Raw genomic sequence first — 19,704 nt, forward strand, 5'->3', positions numbered from 1 at the left:
TGCGGCTCCGGACGGTGTCAGACTCGAGCGCGTGAGTGACGACGAAATCCTGCGCCTGCTGCCGATGGCGGCCGCGATCGTTGCCCTGCACGACGATCGGGCCGACCTCGAGCTGGCCCGCCTGGGGGCGTTCGACGAGCGCGACCAGGCGCAGGTGGATCGCGTCCTGCACGGCTTTGTGACCGGTCTGCTGCGGACCACGTGGGACCGCGGCTGGACGCCGGCCGATCTCGTCCAGCACGGGCGCCGGGAGTTCGATCCCGGTGTCGAGCCCCTGCTGCTGGCCGTGATCGCCGCGGAGCATCGTGGCTACCGCGAAGACAGGGTGGATCCGCGCTGGCTCGACCAACTGGTCGACCTCGGCGTCGAACCGCCGTACGCCGAGCTCGACCTGACCGCCTGGGCCACCGGCCAGCGCCTAGGTCGCTATCTCGCGCTGCGCCACACGCTCGCGCTGGCCGGCTTCCTGCAATCCCTGCCTGCGTTGGCCCGGCTGTTCCCAGCACCAGGCACGACCGTACGGCGGACCTCCGGCGACCGGCCCGCGGTCCCGGCGAACGCGAAGATGCTCTCGCGGATCCGCAGCCTGCTCGCCAAGGCCGAGGCGACCGAGTTTCCCGAAGAGGCGGAAGCCTTGTCGGGCAAGGCTCAGGAGCTGATGGCGAAGTTCAGTCTCGACCGGGCGCTGGTCGAAGCCGATCCCGCGCTCGAGATCCCGGACGACTCGGCCGCCCGGCGAATCTGGCTGGACACGCCGTACGTGTCGGCCAAGGCCCAGCTCGTCGGCTCGGTCGCCGCGGCGAACCGTTGCCGCACGGTTATGATCGAAGAGCTCGCCGTGGTCACGGTGATCGGCGCCGACCTGGATCTGCAACTCACCGAGATCCTCGCCACCTCGCTGCTGGTGCAGGCGAATCGCGCGATGATTGCCTCCGGCAAGCACATCGGCCGGTACGGCGAGTCCCGGACGAGGTCGTTCCGCCAGTCGTTCCTGATGGCGTACGCGCAGCGGATCGGCGAGCGATTGCAGGCGGCGGCCGAGTCGACGCAGGCCGCCGTACCGGCGGTGGATGCGGATCGGTTGCTGCCGGTGCTGACGCGGCGCGAGGAACAGGTGGAAGCCCTGTTCACCAAGCTGTTTCCGAACACGACGACCCGGCGGACGCGGATCACCAACGGCGCCGGCTGGGAGGCCGGGTTGAGCGCGGCCGACCAGGCGCAGCTCGAGGCGCGCCGGCAGGTCCGCCGATGAAGGTGCAGGAGACCACGATCGAAGGGCTGCTGCGGATCGAGCTCGACCTGCAGCCGAACGCGGACGGCTGGTTCGAGGAGAGCTTCCACCGCGACAAACTCGCGGCCGCCGGAGTCCCGCCGTACGACGTTGTCCAGCACAACGTCACGTACTTCGAGCGAGCCGGAGTCCTGCGCGGCATCCACGCCGAGCCGTGGGACAAATACTTGTCGCCGTCGGCCGGTCGGGTGTTCGTGGCGATCGTCGACCTGCGGGCCGGCAAGGTGGAGACGTTCGAGCTGGGACCCGGGGACGCGCTCTACGTGCCGCGCGGCCTCGGCAACTCGTTCTGCACGATCGCCCCGCACACGGTCTACAACTTCTTGGTCAACGAGCCTTGGTCACCGGAGCGGATCGCGGTGAACCCGTTCGATCCGGAGCTGGCCGTCCCATGGCCGGTCGCCGAGCCGAGCTTCACCGAGCGGGATGCCGTTAGTCCGTCGCTGGCCGAGGCCCGGAAGCAGCTGGCCTGAGGCCGCACAGGACGATGTCGAGCAGCCGCATCGCCTGCTCGGGTTCCGTGTCGCGGGCCATGTTGATCCCGCCGACCAGGCGCATGACGTCCTCCAGCTTGAGCTCGGCGCGGACCTCGCCGGTCGCCTTCGCCTTGTCCAGCAGTAGCTGACCGGCCTCCACGACGTTCGCCTTGCAGGTCTTGAAGAACGCCGAGTCCTTGCCGAGAGCTTCCATGAGCTCGACCGCCAGGGTCTTCTTGGACAGGCCGTAGCCGACGAAGCTTCGCAGCCAGGCCGCCAGCGCCTCGAACGGCGGCAGCTCACGATCGAAGTCGTACGCGCGATCACAGACCGACTGGATCTCGTCGACGTACACGGCCTCGAGCAGTGCGGTCCGGTTCGGGAACCGCCGGTAGAGCGTGCCGATCCCGACGCCGGCCCGGCGGGCGATCTCCTCGAGTGAGGTGTCGGTGCCGTGCTCGGCGAAGGTCTGCCGGGCGGCGGTGACCAGCAGGTCGTAGTTGCGGGCCGCGTCCGCGCGGGTCGGCCGCGTGGTGGGCAGCGGGGTCGGTGCCATCGAGCCTCCCGTCAGAGATTCGCCGAGAATATCGCTTGCAAAGCGGAGGGGGCCTCCGTATGGTGAACCGGAGGAGACCTCCACTTCCTCCCTCAACTGTAACCCCTCCGGGGTAAGGAGCAACATGTCAGGCACGACCACCCGGCGACCCGGGGTTGTTCTCGCGGTCATCCTGGTCACCCAGCTGATGGTGATCCTGGATGCGACCGTGGTGAACATCGCAATGCCCAAGATCCAGCACGCTCTCGACTTCAGCCCGTCCAGCCTGTCCTGGGTGCAGAACGCCTACGCCCTGGCCTTCGGCGGTCTGCTTCTGCTCGGCGCCCGCGCCGGTGACCTGCTCGGCCGCCGCCGGGTCTTCATCACCGGTGTCAGCGTCTTCACGCTCGCTTCCCTGCTCGGCGGTCTCGCCCCGAACGCCGAGCTCCTGCTCACCGCCCGGGTCCTGCAGGGCGTCGGTGGCGCCATCGCAGCGCCGGCGGCGCTCACCCTGATGATGCTCACCTATCGCGAAGGACCCGAGCGGATGAAGGCCCTGGGCTACTACAGCCTGGTCTCGTCCGGCGGCGGCAGCGTCGGCCTGGTTCTCGGCGGCATGCTGACCGACTGGGCGTCCTGGCGCTGGGGTCTGTTCATCAACGTCCCGATCGGCATCGGTCTGATCATCGCGGCCCGCCGGGTACTGACCGAGACCGACCGCGAGACCGGCCGGTTCGACGTCGCCGGTGCGATCACGTCGACGCTCGGCATCAGCTCGCTCGTCTACGGCTTCATCCGGGTCGCCGAGATCGGCTGGACCGCGACCGAGGCGCTGGTCTCGTTCGGCGCCGGGGTGGTGCTGCTGGTCTCGTTCGTGCTGATCGAGCGCCGCGTCAGCCACCCGATCGTCCCGCTGCGGCTGTTCCGGTCCGCGTCCCGCTCGGCGTCGTACCTGACCATGCTGTTGGTGGTCGGCACGATGTTCGGGATGTTCTTCTTCCTCACCCAGTACCTGCAGGGTGTGCTCGAGCTGAGCCCGCTCGCCGCCGGCCTGGCGTTCCTGCCGATGACCGGTCTGCTCTTCACCGCGTCCCGTATCGTCCCGCGGGTGCTCAACCGGATCGACGGCACGCGTCTGATGCTGCTCGGCTCGGTACTGATCACCACCGGCACGCTCTGGCTGACCCGACTGGACGAGTCGAGCAGCTACCTGGCCAACGTGGTCGGACCGATGGTCGTCTTCGGCCTCGGCGCCGGCATGCTCTTCATCCCGCTGGTCGGCCGGGCCATCTCCAACGTCGCACCGGAAGACTCCGGAGCAGCCTCCGGTCTGCTGAACGTCGTCCAGCAGGTGGGCGGTGCACTCGGCCTCGGCATCCTCGTCACCGTCTTCGGCACGGCAAGCCGCAACTCCGCCGGTACGACGCCCCGCGCGATCCTGACCGACGGTGTCCACGCAGCCTTCCTCGGCGCCGTCGTGTACGCCGTACTGAGCCTGTCGATGATCGTGATCAGCGTGAAGCCCTGGACGTGGCTGCGTCGCTCAGAGCGCCCGGCGGAAGGTGATCCACTTGCTGTGGACGCTGAAGCCAAGGCTCTCGTAGAGACCGAGGGCACCAGTGGGGTTGTCGGCGTCCACACCTAAGCCGGCTCGCTGGTAGCCGGCCCGGGCACTCTCGGCGAGCACCTTCGCCAGAGCGGCCCGGGCCAGCCCACGACCCCGGTACTCGCGCCGAGTGCCGACCTGACCGATATACACCTCCCGTACGCCGGTCACCTCGGTGTCGGCGACCCATTCATAGCCGAGCGCATACGCAGCGACCGTGTCACCGTCCAGGACGACATACGACTGCTCCGGCCGGAATGCCCGGGACCCGGTGACATGTGTCTTCCAGGTCTCCGCATCCCGCGGTACCGAACCCCAGTGGTCGCGGAACGCGTCGTTGTGCGCCGCTCGCAGCTCCTCGTTCAGTGCGGGATCGAACGCCACCAGCTGGAGGCCATCTGCCGTGACAGCCTGCACTGGTGCGTCCAGCGCTCGCTTCATGTCGAAGAAGTAGCGGGTCTCCTCGAAGCCGAGTCCACGCAGCATGGCGATCGCGCCCTCGTGCGTGCTCTTCGCACCGGCCCGAACCTCTCCGGGGAACTCCGGAAACGTCCTGGCGTGCTGCGCACCGGCGGCTTCGACAGTCCACTGCATCAGAGCACCGCCGACACCGCGCCGCCGCCACTCCGGGTGCACAGTGCCCTCGACCCCGACCCGGTTCACGTCGACGACCGACGTACTCGGGTGGAGCTTGGCGTAGCCGACCATCTGGTCGCCGGACCACAGGCCGAGGGTGGCCTGCTCGGCGTCGAGGTGCGGATCCGTCAGCTCCTCGAGAAGATCAGCGGCGTCGTAGTTCTCGCCGTCCTGGTCGACCCGCTCGCGAGCGAGGAGCAGGTCGGCCCAGGCTTGTACGTCGTCTTTGGTGATCGGCCGGGCGACCAGCCCCTCCGGCCAGCTCACTGGAACTGCTCGCAGAGCCAGCGAACGGCCAACGGGTAGCGGTACTCGATACCGCCGTGTTTGCCGTCGAACAGCTCGAAGTGCACCTTCTCATCCGGTACGCCGATCGCCTGCAGGCCGCGGTGGAACGCAGTGGCACCAAGGTCGAGGTAGTACTCGTCGTTGCGGCCGGCGTCGATCCAGATGGCTCGCATCGACCGCGCAGCGTCGGCGTACTGGGGTTTCTTGAGCATTTCGACCGGGTCCAGCGCCAGCCAGCGCTCCCAGACCTCAGGAATCACTTCACCGAGGTCGTCGAACGGCAACAACACCGTCCCGTCCGGCTCCGCGGAGTAGGCAGAGGCGTAGCCGTAGATCTCATAGAGGTGGAGGTCCTCGTTCTGCAGCCGACCGGCTCGCTCAGTAGCGTCCTTGAAGAAGTTCTGGATGTCACCGTCGTACTTGTCGCGCAGCGTGCGGGCATGCGCGGCGAACTCGCCGCGGTAGCAGAGCTCGAAGCTCGCATCTCCTGCATGTGTCGCCAACGCACCGAAAACGTCCGGCCGCAGCAACGGCATCACCATGGCCGTGTAGCCGCCGCTGGACTTGCCCGTCATCGCCCGGTGGTCGCGGTCCGCGATGGTCCGGTACGTCGCGTCCACCCACGGCACGATCTCATCGCACACATACGACAGGTACTGCCCGGTGCCAGGGGAGTCGAGACTCTGGCCACCGCCGTACCGGGTCCAGGTGTCGACGAAGACCACGATCGCCGGCGGTACGTCGCCGGTCGCGAACATGGCGTCCAGCAACTCCGGGTACGGCTGCCGGAACGCCACGCGGTTGAACCACATGCCGTTGTGACCGGTGTAGCCCATGGTCACGTAGACGACCGGGTAGCGCTGATCGGACTCGTCGTACCCGGGCGGCAGATAGACCAGCGCCGGTCGCTCGTGCGGGTCGCCCAGCGGGTTCCCGCGCAGCAACGCACTCTCGTACGTCTTCTGCTCCAGTCTTCCCGCCCAGTCGATCGACCACGGCAGCATCGACAGCCCCCTTCAGAGAGTTACATCGCGTCGGGTGCCGCGATGCCCAGTAGACCTAGCCCATCCTGCAACACCTGCCGGGTCGCGGCGCACAGCGCGAGCCGGCTGCTCCGGTTCTCGCCCTTCAACACTGGGCACTGTTCATAGAACACGGACAGCGCGGCTGCCAGTTCGTAGAGATAGGTGCACAGCCGGTGTGGTTGTAGCGTCTCGGCCACCTGCACCACAGTGTCGTCGAAACCCATCAGCAACAGCGCCAGCCGCTGCTCAACCGGGTGCTCCAGCGTAGTGATCACGCCACTGGTCTCACCGGCCTTGCTGAGCAGCCGAGTCAGCCGTGCATGCGCGTACTGCAGGTAGGGGCCGGTGTTGCCGGTCATGGCGACCATCCGGTCCAGGTCGAAGACGTAGTCGTTGCCCCGGTCGCTGGAGAGGTCGGCGTACTTGACCGCACCGATGCCGACGGCCACTGCGGTGGCTGCGCGGTCGATACCGGTCCGATCGGCCAGCAGTGCGTCAGCCCGCTCCACCGCCTCGTCCAGCAGCGTGGTCAGCTTGACCGTGCCACCAGCTCTGGTCTTGAACGGCTTGCCACCCGGACCGAGCACAGTACCGAAGCTCACATGCTCAGAAGTCGTCGTCGACGGCAACCATCCGGCGGCCCGCGCCAGCGTGAAGATCATGTCGAAATGCAGCGCCTGCCGGTGGTCGACGACATACACGATCCGCTTGGCCTGCAGGGTTTTCACCCGGTGCCGGATCGCGGCCAGGTCGGTAGCGCTGTAGCCGAAGCCGCCATCGGACTTCCGCACGATCACCGGCAGCGGCTGACCGTCGCGTCCGAGGAAGCCGGGCAGGAACGCGCAGGAGGCACCGTCCGACTCAGTCAGCAGGCCAGCCTCTTCCAGTTCGGCCACGATCACCGGCAAGTCGTCGTTGTAGGCGCTCTCGCCGACCACGTCGTCCCGGGTCAGCGCAGAGCCGAGCCGTGCATAGACCTGCTCGAAGTCGGCCAGGCTGACGTCTACCATCCGCTGCCAGCTCGCCCGCGTCGCCGGGTCGCCGGTCTGCAGCGCAACAACCCGCAGCCGGGCCAGATCAGCGAAGTCGCCGTCACTGTCGAAGTGCCGCCGACTCCGTTCATAGAGCTCCTGCAATCCCTGTAGATCAAGGGATCCGGCGTCCAGGCCCTCTTCGAGCAGCTGCTCGATCATCATCCCGTACTGCGTGCCCCAGTCACCGACGTGGTTCTGCCGGATCACCTCGTAGCCGACGTACTGCAGCACGTTGCAGACGGCGTCCCCGATCACGGTCGACCGCAGATGACCGACGTGCATCTGCTTGGCCACGTTCGGCTGTGAGTAGTCCACGACGACCCGTTCGCCCCGCGGCGCGAACGCCGTACGGTCGTTGACGGCGCTCGCCAGAACGTCCGGCCGCAGCGTCAGGTTGATGAAACCAGGCCCCGCGATCGCAGCTGGTTCGCACAGGTCGCCGACCTCTAGTGCCGCGACCAGGCGCGCGGCAACCTCCCGCGGTGGCTCGCCGAGCTGGTTGGCCAGCCGGAGCGCCAGATTGCTCTGGAAGTGGCCGAACTCGGGTTTGGTGGCCGACCGCAGCTCGGGGTCGAGCGCAGAGCCGGAGGCTTCGGACAGTCTGGAAGAAAGCACAGACACAAGAGCGGACATGCGAAGTCCTTAAAAACGACAGACGTGAACAGGGCAGGCTGAGGTGTTCAGGCAGTCTGTCGTCGTCGCAGCATGTCAGCCATTATGCACGAAGTACGCCGAGGGCGCGGGCGTGCGGTCTCTGAGCGGAGTGATCGCCGGTACGTCGTCCTCGCCGAGGAACACTCGCCGTACGACGCGCTCGCCGGCCCGGCCGTCGTCGTACTCGCAGAAGCGTTCGCGGAACAGCTGCCGGTGCTTGGCCGCCTCTGGTGCGGCGAAAGCACCACTGTCGAACGCAGCGCCGAGCTCCTCCGCCGAGCGGGCCACCACACCCGGCGGGAACTCCGTGAGGTCGAAGTAGACGTCACAGTCCGGCTTGTCGATCAGCAGCACGATCGGACGGTCCAGGTTGGCGTAGTCGAAGACGAGAGGCGAGTAGTCGGCGATCATGACGTCAGCCGCCAGCACCAGGTCGTCCAGACGCGGACCGGAGTTCACGTCGAGCACTGCGACCGGCAGCCGGCCCAGGTCGAAGTGCGACTCCTCGCGAGCGTCCAGCAGCACCAGCTGGGAGTCGTCGAAGCCGAGTGATGCTCTGACCGCTCGGACCTCTTCCAGACTCGCTGTGAGCAGCCGGTCGTTCCGCGGATAGCCGTACTCGAGCTCCTCGAAGTACGACGGGTAGGTGCGCTCCCAGATCTCCGAGGAGTACCGGTTCGAGGACAGGTTGAAGTCCCAGCGGTCCACCCGGTCCAGGTCGAGCCCAGTGGTGAGCTTCTTGAGCGGTGTGCCGTGCTGAGTCTGCAAGTGCACCTGTCCGGCGCGCTTCTCCACCTCTCGCGGCCAGTCCACGTTGTTGACGAAGTACGTCCCCCGAGCGAGCACCTTGTTGTGCGCCGCTGAGCCGGCGACGACGTACTCGACGCCCTCCGGGATCTCCGTCAGATGCTCCGAGTCGATCACCCAGACGCCGCGGACCTGCGGTGCGAGCTCGGCGGCCTTCTCGTAGATCGCCCGCGGGTTGCAGGCGTAGCGCGCGCACCGGCAGGCGGCGTACACGGCCAGGTTCGGGTCGAGCTTGGCGCGGTGCAGCAGTTTGCCGACGCTCTTGCGCGGACTCGGGATCTGCAGGACCTTCCCGGTCACCTTGAGCGTCGAGTACGTCGCGTAGTCGTCGTAGATGAGCTGCCAGCGCCGGAACCCGCGCCTGCTGCGGTCGATGGTGTAGTCCTCGGGCTTCCACCGCTTGGCGAACGCGTGGGCCGCGTGGAAGAACTCGGCCCGGTCCTCCGGCGGGATCCGCTCCGGCTTCGCCAGTACGGCGAGGATGTGGTCGAGCGACCGGTCGAACGCGAACCGGCGCCAGCCGGCCAGCTCCGGATCGGACTGGATGAACGCGTGCACCCGGTCGTACTGGTCGAAGATGTCCCACTGCCGGCGGCCGCTGGTGGCGTGGATGTTGCCGCCGGTGCGGTGCTGCCGGTAGTGCACCACCACCCGGTCCAGAGTGGCGATCCGCTCCGCGGTCAGCATCGTGGAGTAGGTCCAGGGCGCGTCCTCGTAGAAGCCGGCGGTGAACGCGAAGCCGTGCCGAGTGAGGAAGTCGCGCCGGTAGGCCTTGTTCCAGACGATTTCGAGGAAGGTCAGGAAGATCGGCCGCTCCGCCGCGGTGAAGACGCCGGCGCCCTCCCGGGCGAACGCGTCGTGCCGCTGGTTGCCGACCAGCCGGCCGTCCCAGAAGGTCCGCTCGTAGTCGAACAGCACGATGTCCGGCTGTCCGGTGTCGTCGATCCGGCGGGCGATCGCCGCCAGCGAACCGGGCAGGTACAGGTCGTCGGCGTCCAGGAACAGCACGTACTCGCCGCGGCACTCCTTCAGCCCGGCGTTCCGGGCCGGACCGAGGCCGACGTTCTCCTCCAGGTGCAGCACCCGCACCCGGGGGTCCGCCGCGGCGTACTCGTCCAGGATCCGGCCGGAGCCGTCGGCGTCCGCGTCGTCGACGCCGAGCACCTCGAAATCGGTGAAGGACTGGCTCAGCACCGAGTCCAAGCAGGGCCGCAGCCACGCCCGCGAGGCATGGCAGGGGACCACGATGCTGAACTTGGGGACGGTACCGAGCGCCATACGAAGTCATCCTAGGCTGCGGGGTATGACAACCGATGTGTTCGAGCCCCTGGCCACTCTGGAAGGGGTCGGATCGGCTGCACGCGCCGCTCGTGACGCCGTTGACGTGCTGCTGCGCGACCGGGGGCTGCGCAAGGTGGGCGCGGACGTGACCGCTGAGGCGCTGCTGCGGGGTGCGCATGCCTCCGCTGCGCTGGCGGGCAGTACGGCGACGCTCGAGGAGGCGCGGGAGGGGAGTGCTGACCCGCTCGTCACCGGAGCGGTCCGGATCACCGGTGAGCTGATGCGGCTGGCGCCTCAGATCGAAACCGCGCCGGTTCAGGTGTGGACCAGACTGCACCAGTTGGCCGGCGCCGATCTGGGACCGGAGCCGTCGCTGGGCCATCTGCGGACCAGCCAGGAACCAGTGCCCGACGACATCCCCGGACTGCCGCCCGCACCGCCGGCGGACGAGATGTGGGAGCGGCTGAGCGCACTCGGCAAGGCCCTGAGCCGTCCGTCCAAGGCGCCAGGGCTGGTGGTCGCGGCGATCGTGCACGCCGAACTCGCCGTACTGCGTCCGTTCCCGACGGCGAACGGGGTGGTCGCCCGCGCCGCCGAACGCGCCGTACTGGTTGCCCGGGGCATCGACCCGGTCTCGGTCACGGTGCCGGAGATCGGTCACTGGGAGTTGTCGGCAACCTATTCCTCGGCGCTGACCGACTACACAGCGCGAGGTCTGGTCGGTGTTCGCGACTGGTTGCTGCGGTCGTGCGAAGTCGTTGCCCTGGGAGCCGAGCGGTCGCCGCTGGCGCGCTGATCGCCCTTGTTTTCCTGAGATATGCGAACGGCGCTCTCACGGGGAGAGCGCCGTCGCTGGCACGTCATTCTGGTTACCATGCGTGCACCTGTCTGCCGCCACAGGACTGGCCTGGGTCGCGCTGCCCGGTTGGGATGGGCTGGTCGCCGCGTGGGTACCTGACTGCCGTGCAATCTCTACCGGATCCGAAGATCCTTTGTGCTTCCTTTGTACTCCTGAAAACCCTGCGTGGGAAGGGGATGCGCGGTGTTCATGGAGTTGAGAAGAATGAAGCAAACTTCAGCTTTGGGCTACTCCGCCGATGATCTGGAACGCCGCCTGGATGCCAGCAGAAACGCCCCGGCGGCGAGTCCCGCGACCACGCCGGCGGCCAGCGCGGGACGCCGTGCGTCCTTGAGACGGGAACGTTCCGTGAGCCCCACCGGCTCGCTGAAGTCCAGCACCGGCCAGTCGCGCGACTGCGCCAGCCGGCGCAACGCCTTGTCCGGGTTGACGGCGAACGGATGTCCGACGGCGGCCAGCATCGGCTCGTCGGTGATCGAGTCGGAGTAGGCGTAGCTGGCGGACAGGTCGTAACCCTCGGTCGCGGCCAGGGCCTGGATCGCGGTCGCCTTGTGCGGTCCGTAGGCGTACTCCTCGATCACGCCGGTGTACTTGCCGTCGGCAACTACCATCCGGGTGGCGATCACCTTGTCGGCGCCGAGCATCGCGCCGATCGGCTCGACCACCTCGGCGCCGGACGAGGAGACGATCACGACGTCGCGGCCCTCGGCGTGGTGGCGGTCGATCAGCTCGACCGCCTCCTCGAAGATCATCGGCGTCACGATGTGGTGCAGGGTGTCGGCGACGATCGCCTTCACGGTCCCGACGTCCCAGCCGGTGCACATCGCCGACAGGTACTCCCGCATCCGCTCCATCTGGTCGTGATCGGCGCCGCCGAGCAGGTAGACGAACTGCGCGTAGACGCTGCGTAACACCGCGCGCCGGTTGATCAGGCCGCCGGCGTAGAACGGCCGGGAGAACGCGAGCGTGCTCGAGCGCGCGATGATGGTCTTGTCCAGATCGAAGAAGGCGGCCGATCGGGCGGTTTGTGCGGGCTCCATGAGGTCGAGGATAGGCCGGTGACTCACGCTGCGACGAAACGCCGGGGGACCCGGGCTTTTGTGTAGGCGACTCTCCCGTTAGACTGTTGAGTAGTGTGACAGTGGCACTGGTCGCAACGGTCGGTTCACCGGCCGCGACGCCCGGAAGCCAGACTCTCGGTTGCAACAGAACTGAGATGTGTGGGCTCCGGACTTGGGGGGTACATACCTCCTGACAGTGGTAAGACTGTCACCTCCTGAACGGCCCCCGGCTCCTCCCCCCGAGCCCGTGGCCGAAGACGGCCCCCGGTCACCCCCCCGCCGGGGGCCGTCGCCTTTCCTCCTCCGGAATGTACAGAATCTGTACATTTTTCATTTTTCCCCGCGTGAGAGCGCGTTCACTTTATGCAGGGTCTTGACAATGTAGTTACGCAGCCACAGTTTGTAACTCATGAAACCGCCTGCGTTCCGCCCCCAGGCAGCGGTGCTCTCCAGCCTGATCGCGTTCGTTCTCGCCCTCATGGGCCTGGTCCTGGTCACCGCGACCGGACATGCCGCCACCAACCTCGTCGTCAACGGCTCGTTCGAGTCCGGCACGCTCTCCGGCTGGCAATGCACAGCCGGCACCGTGACCAGCTCGGCCCACTCCGGCTCCTACGGACTGCAGTCGGCTCCCAGTGGCTCCGACATCGGCCGCTGCAGCCAGTCGATCCCGGTCAAACCCAGTACGGCGTACACGCTGTCGGCGTGGGTGACCGGTTCCAATGTGTACCTCGGAGTCGACGGGGGAGCCTCCACCTGGACCACCAGCGGCTCCTGGAGCCAGCTGACCGTTCCGTTCACCACGAGTGCGTCGGCCACGTCGGTCACCATCTACACGCACGGTTGGTACGGACTTCCGGCGTACGGCGTCGATGACGTCGTACTGGATGGCCCGGGCGGTACGGCGGACACCACTCCGCCGTCGACGCCGGGTGGGCTCACTGTCGGTAGTCCGACGTCCAGCTCACTGCAGTTGAACTGGTCCGCCGCGTCGGATGCGAACGGCATCGACCACTACGACGTCGTACGGGGGACTGAGTCACCGCAGAGCGTCGGCAACGTCACCAGCTGGACGGCGACCGGGCTGAGCCCGACCACGACGTACAGCTTCAAGGTGCGGGCGTGCGACCCGAGCGGCAACTGCTCGCCGTACGGCGCCTCCGCGTCGGGGACGACGACCACCGGACCGACCAATCCGGGTGGGAGCCTGCCCAAGCACGTGCTGACCGGGTACTGGCAGAACTTCAACAACGGGGCGACGGTCCAGCGGATCTCCGACGTACCGGCGGCGTACGACCTGATCGCGGTCGCCTTCGCCGACGCGGATGCCTCCCGGCCGGGTGGGATCACCTTCAACCTCGACAGCGCGGGGCTGAACGGTTACACCGTGGCGCAGTTCAAGGCCGACATCGCGGCGAAGAAGGCAGCCGGGAAGAAGGTCATCCTGTCGGTCGGTGGCGAGCGGGGCACGATCTCCGTCGCCAACGCCACCGCCGCGTCCAACTTCGCCTCGACGGCGCTGAGCGTGCTCCGCGAGTACGGCTTCGACGGGGTCGACATCGACCTCGAGAACGGGGTCAACGCGCAGTACATGGGCCAGGCGCTGCGCAGCCTGCAGAGTCAGTTCGGTAGCGGACTCATCATCACCATGGCTCCGCAGACGATCGACATGCAGGCCACCAGCTTCGAGTACTTCAAACTTGCGCTGGCGATCAAGGACATCCTGACCATCGTCAATGTGCAGTACTACAACTCCGGTGCGATGAACGGCTGCAACGGACAGGTGTACTCACAGGGTTCGGTCGACTTCATCACGGCACAGGCCTGCATCATGCTGCAGAACGGTCTGCGTCCCGATCAGGTCGGTCTGGGGCTGCCGGCCTCCTCCCGCGGCGCCGGCAGCGGCTATGTGTCGCCGACGATCGTCAACAACGCGCTGGACTGCCTGGCGCGTGGTACGAACTGTGGCAGCTTCAAGCCGAGCACCACCTGGCCGACGCTGCGCGGTGCGATGACCTGGTCGACCAACTGGGACGCGCTGAACGGCAACCAGTTCGCCAATCAAGTCGGCGCCCACGTCCACGCCTTGCCCTGATGCACAACTACCGCCCTGTTCCGGTGCTGGAAGCGCTCGGTGTCTGCTCGGAGGACGAGCAGCTCTATCGGGCGCTTCTGGCCCGCCCGGAATCCACAACGACCGACCTGGCGACCGACACCGGCTGGCCGGCCACCCGGGTCGGTCGGCATCTCCGGTCCTTGCTCACTCTCGGTCTGGCTTCCCGCATGCCGGGGAGGCCGGCCCGCTACGTCCCTGCGGTTCCCGAGGCGGCCGTCGAACTGCTGGCGCTCCGGAAACAAGCAGCGATCGTCGAAGCCCGAGTCGGCGCTTCGGTGCTGACTGCGGAGTTCAGAGCCCGCCATGACGCGTTCACGGTGGTCAGGGGGGCCGAGGCGGTGGCTCAGCGCTTCTACCAGGCGCAACAGTGCGCCCAGAATGAAGTGCTGGTGCTGGAGCGGCCACCGCACGTCGTGGTGCCGGTCGAAGCGCGCCGAACCCAGGGCGTCACTTATCGGACGATCTTCGACATGGCGTCGCTGTCCGAACCGAATGATCTGATGGCTGCCCGAGCCACTGGCTGCCGGATGCTGAGGGATGTACCGCTCAAGATGCTGGTCGTCGATCGCCGGATGGCGCTGTTGCCGACCAGCCACGACGTCATCGTCGAGTTGGGCCCGTCGAGTTTGCTCGACGGACTACTGCGCCTCTTCGAGCTGCTCTGGCACCAGGGCAGTCCGCTGTCCCCGACACCGTCGGACGGTCCGCTGAGCTTCGAGGACCAGCAGTTGCTGTCACTGGCTGCCGCTGGACTCACCGACCAAGCCATAGCTCGCCGGTTGGGAGTAGCTCAACGCACTGTGGAGCGTCGCATGCAGCGCATCCTCAAAGCCCTCGACGCGACTACCCGCTTCCAAGCCGGGCTCCGCGCCGGTCAGCGAGGTCTACTGGTCTAGTCGGTCACGTCGGCGACGGTGGCGTTGAGGGCCTTGGCCAGGTCGTCGGCGTCGACGGTGATGCCGATACCGAAGTCGCCGCCGCCGATGGAGATGGTGCCGGTGATTCGCTCGTCCGCGATCACCGGCCAGGCGTGCTTGCCGCCCAGTGGGGTGATCGTGCCGCGGACATAGCCGGTGACGGCGAAGGCGGTGTCCTTGTCCGGCATCGACATCCGCTTGACGCCGAGTAGCGTGCGCAGCTTCGGCCAGGCGATCTCACGGTCGCCAGGGACCAGTACGAACCGGTAGTCGTCGTCGGCCAGCCGCACCACGATCGTCTTGATCAGCTTGGCCGGTTCGATACCCCGCGCCGCGGCAGCCTCCTCCAGAGAGTTCACCGGCCCGTGCTGGGTCGTCTCGTAGCGCAGTCCGAGTTGGTCAGCCGCATCCGTTGCCTTGGTCACCCGTCCAGTCTAGGAACAGACCTCAGTACGAGTGACAGCAGCAGTGCGATTGCGAACAGCACCCCGGCCTCTACTGCGACACCACTCCAGCCGGCGCGACTCCACGCCGTACCGGCTAGGCCGCCGAAGACGGACGAGCCTAGGTAGAAGGAGAACAGGTACATGCTCGAGGCCTGACCGGTTCCGACGCCTGCTGCGTGGGCTCGCGCTGGGACCCAGCCACTGGCCACTCCGTGGACGGCAAAGAAGCCTGCGGTCATTACGGCCAGTCCGAGCACGATGAGGGGTAGTGGTGCCGCCAGTGTGATCGCTACTCCGGCCAGAGTGATCAGACAGCCCACCGGTACGACGGCCCGCCGACCGAAGCGGTCCGCCAACAGTCCGGCGCCGGCTGACCCAGCCGATCCGAGCAGGTAGACGCAGAACACCAGTCCGGCGGCCCCGGCGCTCAGCAGGTAGGGATCACCGGACAGCCGGAACACTGCGCCGTTGTAGACCGCAACGAATCCGCCGACTGCCGTCGCCGCAATCCCATACAGGGCTAGTAGCGCTGGATCGCGCAGTATCCGGCCGGAGAACGGACGTGCGGAGCCCGGGCGGAAGTTCTTCGACTCAGGTAGCAACCACCACACGACTGCTGCACAGAGCAGTCCCAGTACGGCGATGCCAGCGGCTCCGAACCGCCAACCGCCGAGGTCGGCCAGACCGCCTGCGACCACTCGACCGGACATGCCGCCGACCGCCGTACCGGCGATGTAGAGCCCGCTCGCGCGTGCATGACTGTCCGGATGCACCTCTTCGCGCAGGTAGGCCATCGCCACTGCGGGTAGACCCGCCATCGCGATCCCTTGCAGGCCTCGCAATGCGAGCAGCGCATGCCACGTGGGAGCGAAGGCGGTCAGCAGTGCGAAGACGGAGGTGCCTGCGACGGACCAGCGCATCAGAGTGGTTCGGCCGATCACCTCGGACGCCGATCCGGCGACCAGGAGAGCCAGTCCAAGGCCGAATGTCGCGAACGACACACTGAACGCGCTCTGGCTGGGTGAGACGTGGAAGGCCTCGGACAGCTCGGGCAGCAGCGGCTGGGTGCTGTAGAGCAGCGCAAATGTCGCAAGTCCGGCTGCGAAGAGTGCCACGGAGAGCCTGCGGTACTGGGTGTCTCCGGGGCGGTAGCCGAGAGCGACGGATTGGTGCATGCCTTCGACGGTGCCACGGTTGTTGGCATACGTAAAATGTCGATCTTGGCGGAAATCGATACAGTATTCGCATGCATGTCGAGGATCTGCGCTGGTTCGCCGTACTCGCGGAGACCGAGCACCTGACGGCGGCAGCGGCCGCTCTGGGCACGAGCCAGCCGAACCTGTCCCGGTCACTGCGCCGGGTCGAGGATGCTTTCGGCGTACCGCTGTTCGAGCGTGAGCATCGCGGCCTGCGGCTCAATCCCTACGGCCGGATCGTGCTGGAAGCCGCGCGGGCCGGCACTGCGGCAGTCGACAGTGCTCAGCAGCGGATCGATGCGCTGCTCGATCCGGAGTCGGGCATCGTGCGGCTGGCGTTCCTGCACTCGGTCGCGTCCAGCCTGCTACCGGATCTGCTGAAGGCGTTCCGTGCAGTCGGACCGAGCGCGGAGTTCGCACTGCGGCAGGGCGCGTCGACCGGCATCGTGCAAGACCTCGAGAGCGGCGAAGCGGAGATCGGCATCACTGCGCCCCGGCCGGACCCGGAGCGCTTCGGCTGGCACCTGCTCGAACAGCAACGACTTGCACTGCACGTCCCACCAGGACACCCGCTGGCAAGCCGCCGCCGCGTAGAGCTGGCCGCGGCCGCAGCCGAGCCATTCGTCGGACTGCAGCCAGGCTTCGGTTTCCGCCGAATCAGCGACGAGCTGTGCCAAGCCGCCGGCTTCACACCACGCCTGGCCTTCGAAGCCACCGATCTGACCACCATCGACAGCCTGGTCGGCGCTGGGCTCGGTGTGGCCGTGCTCCCGACCAGCGCGGTCCGCGGTAGCGACAGTGGCGCGGTGGCGGTGCCGCTGGCCGGCGTACAGGCACTCCGCGAGATCGGCATGACCTGGCGACTCCGAGCACAGCTGACACCCGCGGCCGAGCGGTTCCGGGCATTCGTCAGGTCTCGCCCAGTTCTACGACGCTGAGCTGGTCAGCCAACTGAGTGGCACCTTGCTGAAGTACAGCCCCTGGTTCTGCAGCTCCCACAGCACGGCCACGTCGCCGTTCGGCAGCACTGCGATGCTGTTGTAGGCATAGCCGCCGGCTTTCAGCGTGCGTGAGTGCTTCCAGGTGTTTCCGCCGTCCAGGCTGAGTCGAAGGACGCCGTCTTGGCGCCCGCCGCGGGTGGTGTTGGCGAAGAGCACCCTGTCTTCTTGGCCGGGGTAGTTCAGGGCCGCAGGCTGGCAGACCACGTCGGGCAGCGCCGCGTCGTACGTGACGTCGCCCCAGGTCGCACCGCCGTCAGTGCTCGACGAGACCGCGATCTTGCCGGTACCGCTGGTGTTTCGCATTCTCAGGACCAGGGTGCCGTCGCGTCTCTCTTGGACGGCTGCTTCGGTCAGATCGGCGGCGCGATCGGTGACGGTCTGGGAGTTGATGGTCGTGCCCTGCCAGCTGCGGCCGTCGTTGGGCGATTCGCCGCGGCGCCAGGTCACGCCATGGTCGTCGCTGTAGACGACGGCACTCGACATCGTTCCGCTGGCGTTGCTGTAGTAGACCGGGAAGACCAGTCGTCCGTTGCGAAGCTGGACACCGTTTCCGGGGCCGGTGCCGAGAAACTTCATCCATGGTGCTTTGACCTGCTGGTTGAGGTCGGCGGCGGTCGACCACGTCACGCCGTCGTCATCACTGAAGAGGAGCTTCAGGAACGACGTTCTGGCCTCGAGCAGGCTGCCGGTCTTGAGATAGATGTTGCCCGCTGGCGCACCGCTCTTGGTGACGTTGCCTTGACTGTCGACGCGGTAGGTCGTGAGCACTCCGGCCGAGTTGTAGACCTCGCCACCGGTGTGGAGGCTGTAGGACGCGCCTGCGTTGTCGGTCAGGAGCAGTCGGCCGGTGCTGTCGAACCCGGTGCCCGCCACGCTATTGGGTAGACCGACACCACCGGGGAAGTGGTCGACGAGCAGGTAGATCCGACCGGTCGTGGAGTCCTGCAGCATCTCGCTGTCGATTGCTGAGGCTCCATCGGCGCCGGAGCCGGGATAGTCGAGCAGTGTTTGCGACGGGCTCCACGTCGTACCGCTGTCTGTACTGCGCCGGACCACCAGGTTGATGTCGTTAGGGGAGTCAGCGGCAGAGGTGGTGCGTTGGTCGGCTCCGGCGAGCAGGGTGCCGGCAGAGGTGACCAGCAACGACGGGATGCGGTAGTTCGCCGAGTTGGCGTAGCCGTTGTCGAACAGAGCCAGGTGGGTCTGCGGTGCGGTTGCCGTTGCGTTCTTGATTTCGCTGTCGGTGAGCGCGGCCGGATAGACCTGGATCCGGTCAATGCTGCCGTCGAAGTACCACTGGCCGCCGCCGGAGTCGACGTTCCGCCCGATCCACAGTCCGTTCAGCGCACTGACGGCAGCGAAGAACCCGGTGTTGGCGGAGTACGCCGTGCGGTAGCCGTCGCCGTACAGGAAGGTGCCGGCGGCGCTGACGGTGACTGCGATCGTGTGCCACTCACCGTCGTTGTATCTGCCGGGCGAACTGAGCCGCGTGCTGTAGGTGCCGTTGTTGCGGCTCTCGAAGTACAGAGCGCCGTCGTTGATGCTCAAGGTGAGGTTCGACGACGGATTCCTAGTGTCTGCCGCAGACAGCAACGCCTTGGCCGGTGCGTTGCTGGATGTGTTGAATCTGGCCACGATCGTGCCGCTCGACAAGCCCGCCACCGCCGCCAGGTCACCCGTCTTGTCCACGTACGTCGTTGCGCCGTCGAAGGACTGATTGACGGAGTAGGCGAGCCGCGCGTCCGGTGGTGGACTCAGAGCGAGTACGTCGGCGGCACTCAGCGCAGAGTCGTAGACGCGGACCGAGTCGATGGTGCCGTTGTAGTACCACTGCCCACCGCCGTTGTCGACGTTGCGGCCGACCCACAGGCCGTCCAACTCGGTCACGTCGTCGAAGAAGGCGGTCGACGTACCGGCGTACACCTGGTGGCCGTCCGCGAAGACTCTGGTGCCGTCGGCGCCAACTGTGACCGCCACGGTGTGCCAGCGGCCGTCGTTGTACGAGCCCACCGGGTCGTTGACCGTCGGATAGTTCAGATTGGTTCGGTAGGCGGCCGCCGTACCGGTGTTCTCGCGGATCTCGAAGTGCAGTGTGTTCGCGTTCAGCGACAGCGTCAGGTTGCTCGACGGGTCCGAGATGTCGGAGGCGCTGAGCAGAGTCATCGCACTGGCCGTCGACGTGCTCTTGAAGCGGGCCACGATGGTCCCGCTGCCTAGTCCCGCCACCGCGCTCAGGTCCGCAGTGTGGTCGACGTACCCGGTTGTGCCGTTCAGTGTGACCGGGCTGGCGTAGTTGAGCAATGGCGTGGGTGATGTCGCCTGGGCGGCCGGAGTCAGTCCGGTGAAGAGCAGTGCGACAGCGGTGACCGCTACGAGAGCACGCATGCTTCAAGCTACGGAGACGATTCGGCGGTGACCAACCTTTCGACGGCCGTGCACGGCGGCGTTCGGAGTGACCCGAACGCCGCCGTACCG

Annotated in this window: 16 protein-coding genes; 7 read left to right on the forward strand and 9 right to left on the reverse strand. The window is 67.0% G+C overall.

Annotation, left to right across the window (positions count from 1 at the left end):
- Positions 1 to 31: 31 nt before the first annotated feature.
- Together ABZS29_RS27945 and ABZS29_RS27950 are read left to right on the forward strand one after the other, a co-directional pair.
- A complete protein-coding gene (locus ABZS29_RS27945; RefSeq protein ID WP_355466118.1) occupies positions 32 to 1,252 on the forward strand; it encodes a DUF2786 domain-containing protein in 1,221 nt (406 codons plus the stop codon).
- Positions 1,249 to 1,764, forward strand: a complete 516-nt coding sequence (locus ABZS29_RS27950) for a dTDP-4-dehydrorhamnose 3,5-epimerase family protein (RefSeq protein ID WP_355466120.1) — start codon at positions 1,249 to 1,251, stop codon at positions 1,762 to 1,764. Before ABZS29_RS27945 ends, ABZS29_RS27950 begins: the two co-directional genes overlap by 4 nt.
- On the opposite strand, the gene ABZS29_RS27955 is transcribed toward ABZS29_RS27950, so the two are convergent.
- Positions 1,724 to 2,323 carry a helix-turn-helix domain-containing protein gene (locus ABZS29_RS27955; RefSeq protein WP_355466122.1) on the reverse strand — a complete coding sequence of 200 codons (600 nt, stop codon included), beginning with the start codon at positions 2,321 to 2,323 and terminating at the stop codon, positions 1,724 to 1,726. The two genes, ABZS29_RS27950 and ABZS29_RS27955, sit on opposite strands and share 41 nt — an antisense overlap.
- A gap of 124 nt (positions 2,324 to 2,447) precedes the next feature.
- On the opposite strand from ABZS29_RS27955, the gene ABZS29_RS27960 reads away from it, so the two are divergent.
- A complete protein-coding gene (locus tag ABZS29_RS27960) occupies positions 2,448 to 3,947 on the forward strand; it encodes an MFS transporter (protein WP_355466124.1) in 1,500 nt (499 codons plus the stop codon).
- On the opposite strand, the gene ABZS29_RS27965 is transcribed toward ABZS29_RS27960, so the two are convergent.
- The 4 genes from ABZS29_RS27965 to ABZS29_RS27980 form a co-directional block, all read right to left on the reverse strand.
- On the reverse strand, positions 3,846 to 4,811 hold the full coding sequence (locus ABZS29_RS27965; protein WP_355466126.1) for a GNAT family N-acetyltransferase: 966 nt from the start codon (positions 4,809 to 4,811) through the stop codon (positions 3,846 to 3,848). The two genes, ABZS29_RS27960 and ABZS29_RS27965, sit on opposite strands and share 102 nt — an antisense overlap.
- Complete coding sequence (locus ABZS29_RS27970; RefSeq protein ID WP_355466127.1) at positions 4,808 to 5,836, reverse strand: alpha/beta hydrolase-fold protein; 1,029 nt, start codon at positions 5,834 to 5,836, stop codon at positions 4,808 to 4,810. Before ABZS29_RS27970 ends, ABZS29_RS27965 begins: the two co-directional genes overlap by 4 nt.
- Positions 5,837 to 5,856: 20 nt before the next feature.
- The gene (gene argS / locus ABZS29_RS27975; RefSeq protein WP_355466129.1) at positions 5,857 to 7,524 is read right to left on the reverse strand and encodes an arginine--tRNA ligase; all 1,668 of its coding nucleotides are present in this window, start codon (positions 7,522 to 7,524) and stop codon (positions 5,857 to 5,859) included.
- 75 nt (positions 7,525 to 7,599) lie between these two features.
- Positions 7,600 to 9,630 carry a CDP-glycerol glycerophosphotransferase family protein gene (locus ABZS29_RS27980; protein ID WP_355466131.1) on the reverse strand — a complete coding sequence of 677 codons (2,031 nt, stop codon included), beginning with the start codon at positions 9,628 to 9,630 and terminating at the stop codon, positions 7,600 to 7,602.
- A 25-nt stretch (positions 9,631 to 9,655) separates the two neighbouring features.
- Here ABZS29_RS27980 and ABZS29_RS27985 point away from each other — a divergent pair, with 25 nt between their 5' ends.
- Positions 9,656 to 10,429, forward strand: a complete 774-nt coding sequence (locus ABZS29_RS27985) for a Fic family protein (RefSeq protein ID WP_355466133.1) — start codon at positions 9,656 to 9,658, stop codon at positions 10,427 to 10,429.
- Between the two features lie 290 nt (positions 10,430 to 10,719).
- On the opposite strand, the gene ABZS29_RS27990 is transcribed toward ABZS29_RS27985, so the two are convergent.
- Positions 10,720 to 11,532, reverse strand: coding sequence for an HAD-IB family hydrolase (locus ABZS29_RS27990; protein WP_355466135.1), 813 nt, complete (start codon positions 11,530 to 11,532; stop codon positions 10,720 to 10,722).
- 430 nt (positions 11,533 to 11,962) lie between these two features.
- On the opposite strand from ABZS29_RS27990, the gene ABZS29_RS27995 reads away from it, so the two are divergent.
- Together ABZS29_RS27995 and ABZS29_RS28000 are read left to right on the forward strand one after the other, a co-directional pair.
- Complete coding sequence (locus ABZS29_RS27995) at positions 11,963 to 13,648, forward strand: glycosyl hydrolase family 18 protein (RefSeq protein WP_355466137.1); 1,686 nt, start codon at positions 11,963 to 11,965, stop codon at positions 13,646 to 13,648.
- Entirely contained in the window at positions 13,648 to 14,565 is a 918-nt protein-coding gene (locus ABZS29_RS28000; RefSeq protein WP_355466139.1) for a helix-turn-helix domain-containing protein, read from the forward strand. Before ABZS29_RS27995 ends, ABZS29_RS28000 begins: the two co-directional genes overlap by 1 nt.
- On the opposite strand, the gene ABZS29_RS28005 is transcribed toward ABZS29_RS28000, so the two are convergent.
- Together ABZS29_RS28005 and ABZS29_RS28010 are read right to left on the reverse strand one after the other, a co-directional pair.
- On the reverse strand, positions 14,562 to 15,011 hold the full coding sequence (locus ABZS29_RS28005; RefSeq protein WP_355466140.1) for a YbaK/EbsC family protein: 450 nt from the start codon (positions 15,009 to 15,011) through the stop codon (positions 14,562 to 14,564). The genes ABZS29_RS28000 and ABZS29_RS28005 overlap by 4 nt on opposite strands.
- Positions 15,008 to 16,207, reverse strand: a complete 1,200-nt coding sequence (locus ABZS29_RS28010; RefSeq protein ID WP_355466142.1) for an MFS transporter — start codon at positions 16,205 to 16,207, stop codon at positions 15,008 to 15,010. Before ABZS29_RS28010 ends, ABZS29_RS28005 begins: the two co-directional genes overlap by 4 nt.
- Positions 16,208 to 16,278: 71 nt before the next feature.
- Here ABZS29_RS28010 and ABZS29_RS28015 point away from each other — a divergent pair, with 71 nt between their 5' ends.
- Positions 16,279 to 17,166 carry a LysR family transcriptional regulator gene (locus tag ABZS29_RS28015; RefSeq protein ID WP_355466144.1) on the forward strand — a complete coding sequence of 296 codons (888 nt, stop codon included), beginning with the start codon at positions 16,279 to 16,281 and terminating at the stop codon, positions 17,164 to 17,166.
- On the opposite strand, the gene ABZS29_RS28020 is transcribed toward ABZS29_RS28015, so the two are convergent.
- Complete coding sequence (locus ABZS29_RS28020; RefSeq protein WP_355466146.1) at positions 17,155 to 19,614, reverse strand: exo-alpha-sialidase; 2,460 nt, start codon at positions 19,612 to 19,614, stop codon at positions 17,155 to 17,157. The two genes, ABZS29_RS28015 and ABZS29_RS28020, sit on opposite strands and share 12 nt — an antisense overlap.
- Between the last annotated feature and the right edge of the window lie 90 nt (positions 19,615 to 19,704).

The sequence above is a fragment of the Kribbella sp. NPDC005582 genome (assembly GCF_040605415.1).
Classification (GTDB): domain Bacteria; phylum Actinomycetota; class Actinomycetes; order Propionibacteriales; family Kribbellaceae; genus Kribbella.

Bases quoted from the DNA above. Each gene is read 5' to 3' on its own strand.
- argS (WP_355466129.1), bottom strand. From the start codon at position 7,524: ATGTCCGCTCTTGTGTCTGTGCTTTCTTCCAGACTGTCCGAAGCCTCC.
- ABZS29_RS27950 (WP_355466120.1), top strand. From the start codon at position 1,249: ATGAAGGTGCAGGAGACCACGATCGAAGGGCTGCTGCGGATCGAGCTC.
- ABZS29_RS27970 (WP_355466127.1), bottom strand. From the start codon at position 5,836: ATGCTGCCGTGGTCGATCGACTGGGCGGGAAGACTGGAGCAGAAGACG.
- ABZS29_RS27995 (WP_355466137.1), top strand. From the start codon at position 11,963: ATGAAACCGCCTGCGTTCCGCCCCCAGGCAGCGGTGCTCTCCAGCCTG.
- ABZS29_RS28010 (WP_355466142.1), bottom strand. From the start codon at position 16,207: ATGCACCAATCCGTCGCTCTCGGCTACCGCCCCGGAGACACCCAGTAC.
- ABZS29_RS27980 (WP_355466131.1), bottom strand. From the start codon at position 9,630: ATGGCGCTCGGTACCGTCCCCAAGTTCAGCATCGTGGTCCCCTGCCAT.
- ABZS29_RS28000 (WP_355466139.1), top strand. From the start codon at position 13,648: ATGCACAACTACCGCCCTGTTCCGGTGCTGGAAGCGCTCGGTGTCTGC.
- ABZS29_RS27990 (WP_355466135.1), bottom strand. From the start codon at position 11,532: ATGGAGCCCGCACAAACCGCCCGATCGGCCGCCTTCTTCGATCTGGAC.
- ABZS29_RS27985 (WP_355466133.1), top strand. From the start codon at position 9,656: ATGACAACCGATGTGTTCGAGCCCCTGGCCACTCTGGAAGGGGTCGGA.
- ABZS29_RS28015 (WP_355466144.1), top strand. From the start codon at position 16,279: ATGCATGTCGAGGATCTGCGCTGGTTCGCCGTACTCGCGGAGACCGAG.
- ABZS29_RS28020 (WP_355466146.1), bottom strand. From the start codon at position 19,614: ATGCGTGCTCTCGTAGCGGTCACCGCTGTCGCACTGCTCTTCACCGGA.
- ABZS29_RS27955 (WP_355466122.1), bottom strand. From the start codon at position 2,323: ATGGCACCGACCCCGCTGCCCACCACGCGGCCGACCCGCGCGGACGCG.
- ABZS29_RS27960 (WP_355466124.1), top strand. From the start codon at position 2,448: ATGTCAGGCACGACCACCCGGCGACCCGGGGTTGTTCTCGCGGTCATC.